The following is a 9,093-nucleotide window of genomic DNA, read 5'->3' on the forward strand; positions in this document are numbered from 1 at the left end:
AGTTTATAGTTCGGAACGACTTAGTTTATTTTAAGCTAATTCAACTGTTTTCAACTATAAATTGAGAAGACTAGAATTTTTTCTAACTGGCTTCATAATTGTTGCCAAGTAATCCAGTTTCTTCAAAAATTGTTATTTTCTCAGCATCAGATATATTTGCTTGGTCGCATATTTCTATAGCTTTGTCATATTGCTCTAATTCAACAAAATTGTTTACTATTTGATGTATTATATTACTATCAGAATTATAAATCTGAGGATTTAACTCTAAAATTTTTAACATGTATTTTTGTCTGACTTCAGTGCTATAATTTTCAAAATTAACTGTTTGTTCGAGAATATCAGCTTTCTTTATATCATCTATTTGTGCTTTGTTACACAGCCTTATTACTTCTCCATGTTTTTCAAGTACTTCCAGATTTGTTATTAATTTCTTAAATATAATGGGATCGTTAGGAGCTAGATTAAAGGCTTCCTTGAGGTACTCGATACTTCTGTTATACATAGTATATAATTCGTCTTCATCTGTTGTAATATGAGATATGTTATTCTCAACCAACTCTTCAAGAAGATACGTCTTATCTAGGTTATTATAAGCTTGTTTGCATAAGTCTATTGCCATTTCGTCTTTATTTTGGTCTGCATAGTCTGCAGCTATTTCTCTGATATAGCTAAACCCCTATAAAACGGTTATAACATGTACTTTTCAAACAGAGTGTCTACGTCACAGCGATATTTCCTTCTTCTAGATTTAGCTTGAGCCCATTTTGGTTCAATAGGATTCAAATCAGGAGAATAAGGCGGTAAGTACTCCAATATATGACCAGCTTTTTCTATCATAGTTTTTAAATACGGACTTTTATGGAAACTTGCATTGTCTGTCACAACCACGGAATTATTAGGTAATTTCGGTATTAAATCTTGTTCTACCCAGCTGTTAAAAATAACTGTATTAACATTGCCGTCAAAAATTGACACGGTTAGCAGCGATTTACCTACTAATGCCCCTATAACATTAGTTCTTTTTGACGGATGCCAATCATGAACACCATAACACCTCTTGCCTTTTGCCGAATATCCGTGAGTTCTAGGCGCGCTATGGACAAACCCGCTCTCATCGGTAAAGACAATAACTTTTTCCTCTGCCTCGTACTTTTTTATCTTATTCTGAAATTCTAACCTCTCTTCTTCTTTTGCCTTCGGATGTTTTAAAGCTTTTTTTATACGTAATGTTCAACTTCTTTAATGCTTTTTGTATTCCAGATTTACTCACTCCTAACCGCTCAGCTCTTTCATATTGATACGCGTCACTATATTGCACCACGTCTTCTCTCAATTTATCAATCGGTATTTTTTTCGAAGCTCTATTCCTATTCTTTAGAGGAGATATTTTTTTAGTCCATACAAATACCGTGTTTTTTCCTACTCCAAAACGTTTTGATATTGATTCAAAACTCATCTTCTCTTTTTCTTTGATAGCCAGTACTTTCTTTCTAAAATCTATCGAATATGTCATAACAATTATTTTAATTATACCCTTTGATTATAACCGTTTTATAGAGGTTTAGCTATATTTCTAAGACCGATTTCTTCTGCTTTATTTAGGTATTTAGTAGATCTTCCTTCTTCACCTGTTTGTTCCAAATACTGAACAATTTTTATAAGGTTTTGTTTAGCCACTCTTAAGCTTCGTAGATTACTAAAAAATTCTATTACTTTACTATCCTCTCCTTGATTGACAAATTCCATATAATTAACATTATTGATCTTAGTCAATTCTTTGAAGCTTTTTTTCATTTTACTGCCTTAATTTTGTTTGCGAGAAAGGTATAATACCAATTGCAATAATTAACGCGGTGGCCTAAAATGGATTTTTAACGGATAAAAGGTACTCAAATAGCTAAGTTAATATTGCCGCTAGGTTTTCATGATCATGATTTTATAAAAATGATGAAACATGAGCCGCATGGTCGGAATCGCATACGTTTATTGGCGATGTATCACCTTCAATTAGGCAAATCTTTTAAAGCCATATCTGCAATAGTGAAGTTGCACTGGAAAACCGTGCAATCATGGCTCAGAAGATTTAGAAATCATGGTTTTGAAGGTTTATTTGAATCACAAAGAAGCGGCGCTCCTAGGAAGATTAACACTCTACAAGAATCTGCTCTTTTTGATAAAATCAATATGCTCAGTGAAAGTGAAACTGGCGGGTATATAACCGCAAAGGAGCTACATAACATGTTGCTTGAGGAATATGGCGCTAAATGCGCTTTAAAAACAGTCTACAATACTATGCATCGCCTTGGTTTTAGCTGGATTACTTCTCGTTCAATGCATCCAAAGTCAAATCAAGAGACTCAAAATACATATAAAAAAACTTCCCAGACATGTTAACAGAATTATTACCAAAAAATATCGATAGATGTAACGTTGATATATGGTCTCAGGATGAAACTCGAGTTGGGCAACAAGGTAGCTTAACTCGTATATGGGCTAAACGCGGCACTAGACCCCGTAAAGTTCGGCAACAGCAATTCATTTCAACATACATTTACGGAGCTGCTTGCCATGATACGGGAGAATCTTTTGCATTAATTTTACCATATGCCAACACACGGGCAATGAATAAATTCTTAGAAGACCTTTCTCTCACTACTCAAAGCAACCGACATATAGCTTTACTAATGGATAATGCAGGTTGGCACACAGCCAAAAAACTAACTGTTCCAAGCAATATCACTTTGATACCGCTTCCGCCTTATGCACCAGAACTTAATGCAATGGAACAAGTTTGGGAGTGGATCAAAAATCATTTCTTGTCTAACCAATGTTACGGTGCATATGAAGATATTGTCACTATGGCTTGTTACGCTTGGAATCAACTTGCTCAGAATGTAGATTTAGTAAAATCAATTATGTATAGAGACTGGATAAATACACCGTGTTAATTATTGCAATCGGTATAAAATAATCATGAATAATAATCAATTTAATGATTCTATTTATTAGTAAGAATAAATACTATAGTGACATTGTTGTACTAATCAAACTTACATAGAAGTTAATATTCAGTATTCATTATTTTTGCAGCACTTGAATTTCCAGTATATTTTATGTTCTTATAACCAAGTTTTTTTGCTGTGAATAAAGCTGCGTGATCATCGCCTACATCGACGATAACATCTGTTATTTGAGGAAATTCTTTTTGCAAAGTGTTAAAGATGTAATCAAGCACCAGGATGCCATAGTATTTTATACTATTTGGTGAGTTGGTAATAGTTAATGATTTTTGAGTATTAGTTATATACTTCCTAGCGCTACTTAAATTTTCTATTTGGTAAAGAATTGCTTCGGTAGTATCTAGTGAAGTAATCATGATGGTTAGCTAATGATACTTTTTAATTGTTTGAGATGCACAATCTGGCGAATTAAGTGATCATCAGGATTATTCTGATAACCAGCGCAAATAATCTGATTAAATCCCATTCGCATTGCTTCTTTTCCTCGTATTTCGCTGCGAGTTACTTTACGTATTTCTCCACTAAGAGCCACTTCGCCAAAAAAAACCATTTCTGGTGGAATCGGTATGTTAGTAGCTGCTGAAATGAGTGCGGCAGCTACTGCAAGATCTGTGGCAGGTTCAGTAATTCTTAAGCCCCCGGCAATAGTAAGATATACTTCATGTGCAGATAAATTCAAACCAAAACGAACATTAAGCACTGCTATCATCATCGATAGGCGATTTACATCCCATCCTACTACTGAACGTCTAGGCATGGCCATATGTGATGGAGCTATTAATGCCTGAATTTCTATCAATAATGCTCTAGAGCCTTCAATTCCGGCAAATACTGCACTACCACTTGCGGCTTTATCAGATCTTGATAAAAATAATTCTGATGGATTTGGTACTTCCTGTAACCCAAGTGCTGTCATTTCAAATACGCCGATTTCATTAACGGAGCCAAAGCGATTCTTTATTGAACGTAAAATACGAAAATGATTGTTATAGTCTCCTTCAAAATATAATACTGTATCAACCATATGTTCAAGCATCTTAGGACCAGCTAGTTGTCCATCTTTGGTGACATGGCATGCTAACAATAAAATAATATTATGATGCTTGGCATAATCTATGAGTTCAAATGTACAGGCGCGGATTTGTGAAACAGTTCCTGCGGCAGCAGATAAACTATTAGATGACATAGTTTGTATTGAATCGATGATTACCACACAAGCATCATTTTTTTGCTCTAATTGTGGTAAAAGTCTGTTGTTATACGAATCAATGGTGGCGATAATATCTTCTATGTTCGTTGCAGCTAGGATATTAGTAGAATTATTAGCAATACCTAGTCTTAAAGCTCTAAGTTTGATTTGTTCTGGTGATTCCTCGCCAGTAACGTATAAACATCCGATCTTATTAGCAGTAAGGCTTGCTGCTAATTGTAGTAGCAAAGTAGATTTGCCAATACCCGGATCTCCACCAATAAGGATAGCGGAAGATGTAACTAACCCGCCTCCTAATACGCGATTTAGTTCTTCAATGGCGGTAATAATACGTATATTATTTGCTACATTAGCATCAAGGGCAGTGGTGACTTGCGGAGTGCCTAATGGCTTAATTTGGTTCAGGTTATATTCGATTGCTTCTTCGTTAATGCTACCCCATGCACCACAATCAAAACATTGTCCTGACCATTTATTAACAATGCTGCCGCAAGTAGAACAAGAGTATCTTTTTTTTGTTTTACTCATATAAAAATTCGAGAGTGTTCAATGAACCATACTCGTCAAGTTAAGGAAAAAGAGACGATACTAACAGTTTTGCTTGGTACTCACCATCATTGCGAGACGAAGTCGAAGCAATCCAGGAAATGAACAGACTGTTAACCAGATTGCTGCGACCACTTCGTGGTCTCGCAATGACGAACTGGTATCTGTGGTGTTTAAAACATTTCAATTGGCAACTCGCGTTAATTTAAGATTTTTTGGTGTCGTCATTTATTTTATTTTTTAGTAAGAAAGGTAGTTGAAGTACAATAAATAATAAAGTTAAAGGTACTGCTCCAAATACCTTGAACTTTACCCAAAATAATTCATCAAAATTTCGCCATACTAATTCATTAATTATAGCCATAAAGAAGAAGAAGGCTGCAAATCGATAACTTAGAGTAATCCAGCTTTCTTCTTTTAAATTGAAAGTATGGCTTAATAGTGATTTCATTACCGGGCGGTTTTTTATTGCGGTGAACAAAAGAGTACAAGCAAAGATTATATATAGTATAGTAGGTTTCATCTTGATAAACATAGAATTACCGCTGATTAAGGTAGCGGCAGCTGAAACGAATAATATACCAAACGATACTAATGAAAATGTATAAAATCTTCTCTCAAAGATATAGCAAATGGTGATGCCAATCATTGATGAAAGTAACATATAAAGAGCTGCGTCTCTCATACCGTTACCATATATATAACCTATAAGAAAAGCAGCTAAAGGACCGAATTCTGATAAGAATTTCAGCATATTTTTCCTCTATTTAGTTTTAGCTTTTGCATACAGTTTTTGTTGTAACAGTATCAAAACTCCTATTGAAAATAATGTAGAAAAGTAAAATATAATCTGCATACCATTAGGCCTTGCGGTGTATCCCGCAACAGCTTTTAGCATTTGACCGGTAACACTTCTATCGTCAATAAGCCAATTACTGTCCCATAACTCATCAGAAAATATCTCAATAATCCCAGATGAAGTTAAAATGCTAGCGGCCTCACTGGCAAGCCCGGCGGCAATAAACATTAATAATACCGAAGATACTTTAAACAAATATTTTTTTGCCAATTTGAGTAATCCCCAATATATTAAAATACCAGATGATAACCCAGTGGCTGAGCCTAGAGCAAGGCCAAATAAATAATCATCCATATCTACTTGTTCCATTGAAGCGATACTATAAACACATAGCATGATTTCTACTCCTTCTCTTAGGATAGTAGTAGCAACAATTGAGGTTAACACGAAACGGCTAACAGTGCCGTTATTAATTGCTATTGATAAAGTTTCAAAATCCTGTTTCATTTTATTAGCAAAGTCTTGCATCCAGATAATAGTACAGCTAATCATAACCACAGTTACTAAAATTATAGTTGAATTAACTATTTCATCTCCTAATCCACTGAATGAAAGTGAGATTGTTTTGGTAAAGAATGCAAATAGCGAAGCTATTACTACCCCTAGCATAACCCCGGCGATAATATGCATCCGTGAATTTTCTATTTTTTTAGTAACAGCCATCAAAATGCCAAGTATAAGGGCAATTTCTAGACTTTCCCGAAAAATGATAACAGCAATTTTAAACACGCTATCCTACTATTTCATTATTTATTTTACTATTATATGACCATTAGCAGTATCTTGGTGAAATTCTCCCATAAAATTGTATTTTCCTGGTTTTAAAGGGGCAAGTATTATATGCACACAGGTATGACTCGGTATAATTTTTTCACGCTTTAGATCTATGCTCTCGAATTCTTCCATTGTATTATCATTGTTACATATCGTAAGACGTATCTTTTGACCTGTGGGTATTTCTATAATAGAAGGTTGAAAATAATGATTCTCTATTAAAATATTGTATTCTATAAAATTAGCACCAATAATGATGGGGGAGTATATCGATAATGATAATAATATCATTAAACGGCAAAAATATTTATTCATATATTATAAAAATATAATCTTAAAATGAAGACATCACAATATATAGTCTATAATTAATTCTATAATATTTTGTATATAGCTAGATGACCGACGCAATACAAATCATTTGTACATTTTAGTTATGCATTGTACAATACGCTATGTCAATGATAAATAATAAATATTATTTGGTGTTCTGTAGATTTTCATTATAAAAGTTTAGTGAGTATTTTTATTGTAAAATAGATAGTAAGTTTTTGCTTTCCCGATAAAAATATGCAATAATAATCATTGCTGTGATTTTACGGCTATAGCAATAAACGTTATTTGAAATAGAAGTTGCGGACTCGGGGGCAGTACCCGGCGCCTCCACCATTAACTTGTTTTTGGGGGCGAAATAGGATCGACGTGCTTAATAAAGGAATGATTTTTGCTCAGTATGATTCCGCTGAAGAATCTAATTATTTAGGTTTTTTGGGTCAAAACAACAAATGCAAACGATAATAATCGTTCCGTAGGTTTTGCAGCAGCGGCTGCTTAACACTACGCGGTTGGGGTTTATCCGGGCAACAGAAAAGCCCCGCTACCAAACTTTTTTGGTTCTTTTGAGAATTTTGTTAAAAATTAGTTGAGTAATATCTTCGATCAATTTAGATGTTTATTATTCAAGTTCACTAGCTATCTCACAAACTCTGTCTTGTCAATTATTGTGAGAGAGATGGCTAGTACTTAGTTTCTGAAATACTTTAAACATATCTTTGTTCTTAATAATCGCTAATAATTATGACTGTTAATTACCATAAATTTCTTGATGAAGCCATGCTTGAGGTTATAAAGAAAGTGTTGCTGCAGGTTCAAAATGAAGGGTTACAAGGTGATCATAGCTTGTATATCTCATTTAACACTCAAGATCCATTAGTACAATTATCAGCAAGAATGAAGCAACGTTACCAGCAAGAGATCACTGTGGTATTACAACATCAGTTTGATAATTTGACAGTAGAATCTAGTAATTTTTCTGTTGGTATAAGTTTTGATGGAATTCATGAGCATATTAAAGTGCCGTTTCGTGCTATAACAGGATTTGTAGATCCAAGTACTAAATTTAGCTTACAATTTAAGTATCCTGAGAATATAGATTTGTTAGATGAATTAAGTGTAGTATCACAAGAAATCTTGAATACTAGCGGCGGCAATGCCAATAATACAAAAGAAGCCAAGGATAATGTAATCGTATTGGATAAATTTCGTAATAAAAAGAAATTGTAATTTGAAAGATATATTACGTATATACACTGATGGTGCTTGTGCCGGCAATCCTGGGCCTGGAGGTTGGGGAGCTATGCTGCAATATGGAGGCAATATTAAAGAAATCTTTGGTCATGAGTTGCAAACTACTAATAATCGTATGGAACTAAAAGCGGCAATTGAAGCATTGAAAACTTTAAAAGCATGTGCGTGTGATATCGAAATCTATACGGACAGTAAATATGTCCAACTTGGTATAACACAATGGATACATAAGTGGATCACAAATAATTGGCGCACAACTACTAATAAGCTTGTAAAAAACTCTGATTTATGGCAACAATTATATTTAGAGCTAGGTAAATATAATAGGCCTCTTTTAAAACTTAGCGAAGAGAGAGAATTTGAAGGAGACACGGAACGCAGATCCGCAGCGCACTTTTGGTTTGTTTCGGATTCGAGTACCAGACCTGTGTACAAATCATCTGCAGAAGTAGAATTTGGAAAGAGGCCTAATATAACGTGGCATTGGGTTAAGGGGCACTCAAATAATATTGGTAATGAAATTGCCGACAGGCTTGCAAATCAAGGTAAGGAGATGGCAATTAGGATGTTAAAATGTCGATATTAAACAAACTTGTGATTGAAATTTGTTATAAAGTAGTGGGCGTTGATCAATTTGGCAACAAGTATTATGAAGGCAATAAAGTTGATTCCTTAGGTAATAAAAAAAGATACGTAATATACAAGGGTAGTGCTGAACCTTCGAAAATACCACCATTATGGCATGCTTGGTTGCATTATACGGTCGATGAAATACCAGCTGCTTCAGCAAAGAGTTTTGTTTGGCAACAAAATCATTTACCTAATCTTACTGGCTCTAAACTAGCATACTATCCACTAACCAGTGGTCAGGTTAGAAAAGAAGTATCGGCTGATTATAAAAAATGGCAACCAAAATAATATGAAACAAAATATTTTAGAAACTCTAGTTGGAGCGGGGGTTATAGCTATAGCTGTAACCTTTATTGCTTTTGCAATTAATGTTAACAGAGGAAATTCAGTAGGCAAAGATAATTATCTTTTAAAAGCGCGTTTTCAGAATATTGAAGGAATAGTTGATGGTAGTGATATAATGA

Annotated in this window: 14 protein-coding genes and 1 other RNA gene; 6 read left to right on the top strand and 9 right to left on the bottom strand. The window is 34.3% G+C overall.

Translation table 11 applies throughout. From position 1 onward, the window contains the following. Positions 1–82 precede the first annotated feature (82 nt). The 4 genes from R2I74_RS08065 to R2I74_RS08080 form a co-directional block, all read right to left on the bottom strand. Positions 83–622, bottom strand: coding sequence for a hypothetical protein (locus R2I74_RS08065; RefSeq protein ID WP_316355200.1), 540 nt, complete (start codon positions 620–622; stop codon positions 83–85). 68 nt (positions 623–690) lie between these two features. Continuing rightward, complete coding sequence (locus tag R2I74_RS08070) at positions 691–1,224, bottom strand: IS630 family transposase (protein WP_316355231.1); 534 nt, start codon at positions 1,222–1,224, stop codon at positions 691–693. Further along, the gene (locus R2I74_RS08075; RefSeq protein ID WP_316353116.1) at positions 1,163–1,516 is read right to left on the bottom strand and encodes an IS630 transposase-related protein; all 354 of its coding nucleotides are present in this window, start codon (positions 1,514–1,516) and stop codon (positions 1,163–1,165) included. The genes R2I74_RS08070 and R2I74_RS08075 overlap by 62 nt, the downstream gene beginning before the upstream one ends. A gap of 38 nt (positions 1,517–1,554) precedes the next feature. Further along, positions 1,555–1,797: a hypothetical protein gene (locus tag R2I74_RS08080; RefSeq protein WP_316355202.1), complete on the bottom strand. Its 243-nt coding sequence runs from the start codon at positions 1,795–1,797 to the stop codon at positions 1,555–1,557. Positions 1,798–1,911: 114 nt separating this feature from the next. Here R2I74_RS08080 and R2I74_RS08085 point away from each other — a divergent pair, with 114 nt between their 5' ends. Both R2I74_RS08085 and R2I74_RS08090 read left to right on the top strand, forming a co-directional pair. Further along, complete coding sequence (locus R2I74_RS08085) at positions 1,912–2,397, top strand: helix-turn-helix domain-containing protein (protein ID WP_316353080.1); 486 nt, start codon at positions 1,912–1,914, stop codon at positions 2,395–2,397. Beyond that, positions 2,391–2,951 (top strand): IS630 family transposase, encoded by a 561-nt coding sequence (locus R2I74_RS08090; protein WP_316353004.1) that lies wholly within the window; start codon positions 2,391–2,393, stop codon positions 2,949–2,951. Before R2I74_RS08085 ends, R2I74_RS08090 begins: the two co-directional genes overlap by 7 nt. A 113-nt stretch (positions 2,952–3,064) precedes the next feature. On the opposite strand, the gene R2I74_RS08095 is transcribed toward R2I74_RS08090, so the two are convergent. From R2I74_RS08095 to R2I74_RS08115, 5 genes are all read right to left on the bottom strand, one after another. Beyond that, on the bottom strand, positions 3,065–3,379 hold the full coding sequence (locus R2I74_RS08095; RefSeq protein ID WP_316355205.1) for a hypothetical protein: 315 nt from the start codon (positions 3,377–3,379) through the stop codon (positions 3,065–3,067). A 5-nt stretch (positions 3,380–3,384) separates the two neighbouring features. Beyond that, positions 3,385–4,761, bottom strand: coding sequence for a DNA repair protein RadA (gene radA / locus R2I74_RS08100; protein WP_316355207.1), 1,377 nt, complete (start codon positions 4,759–4,761; stop codon positions 3,385–3,387). Between the two features lie 223 nt (positions 4,762–4,984). Then, positions 4,985–5,533: an inner membrane-spanning protein YciB gene (locus R2I74_RS08105; RefSeq protein ID WP_316355210.1), complete on the bottom strand. Its 549-nt coding sequence runs from the start codon at positions 5,531–5,533 to the stop codon at positions 4,985–4,987. A gap of 9 nt (positions 5,534–5,542) precedes the next feature. Continuing rightward, positions 5,543–6,367 carry an FTR1 family iron permease gene (locus R2I74_RS08110; RefSeq protein ID WP_316355212.1) on the bottom strand — a complete coding sequence of 275 codons (825 nt, stop codon included), beginning with the start codon at positions 6,365–6,367 and terminating at the stop codon, positions 5,543–5,545. A 21-nt stretch (positions 6,368–6,388) separates the two neighbouring features. After that, positions 6,389–6,727 carry a cupredoxin domain-containing protein gene (locus R2I74_RS08115; protein ID WP_316355214.1) on the bottom strand — a complete coding sequence of 113 codons (339 nt, stop codon included), beginning with the start codon at positions 6,725–6,727 and terminating at the stop codon, positions 6,389–6,391. Between the two features lie 232 nt (positions 6,728–6,959). Here R2I74_RS08115 and ssrA point away from each other — a divergent pair. The 4 genes from ssrA to R2I74_RS08135 all read left to right on the top strand — a co-directional run bounded on the left by ssrA (position 6,960) and on the right by R2I74_RS08135 (position 8,917). Beyond that, positions 6,960–7,291: a transfer-messenger RNA gene (ssrA, locus tag R2I74_RS08120) on the top strand. A gap of 198 nt (positions 7,292–7,489) precedes the next feature. Then, positions 7,490–7,975 carry a ClpXP protease specificity-enhancing factor SspB gene (locus tag R2I74_RS08125; RefSeq protein ID WP_316355216.1) on the top strand — a complete coding sequence of 162 codons (486 nt, stop codon included), beginning with the start codon at positions 7,490–7,492 and terminating at the stop codon, positions 7,973–7,975. After that, a complete protein-coding gene (rnhA, locus tag R2I74_RS08130; protein ID WP_458693313.1) occupies positions 7,959–8,585 on the top strand; it encodes a ribonuclease HI in 627 nt (208 codons plus the stop codon). The genes R2I74_RS08125 and rnhA overlap by 17 nt, the downstream gene beginning before the upstream one ends. Continuing rightward, complete coding sequence (locus R2I74_RS08135) at positions 8,573–8,917, top strand: NADH-ubiquinone oxidoreductase subunit NDUFA12 family protein (protein ID WP_316355220.1); 345 nt, start codon at positions 8,573–8,575, stop codon at positions 8,915–8,917. Before rnhA ends, R2I74_RS08135 begins: the two co-directional genes overlap by 13 nt. Positions 8,918–9,093: the final 176 nt, after the last annotated feature.

This window comes from Candidatus Trichorickettsia mobilis (assembly GCF_963422225.1).
Classification (GTDB): domain Bacteria; phylum Pseudomonadota; class Alphaproteobacteria; order Rickettsiales; family Rickettsiaceae; genus Trichorickettsia; species Trichorickettsia mobilis_B.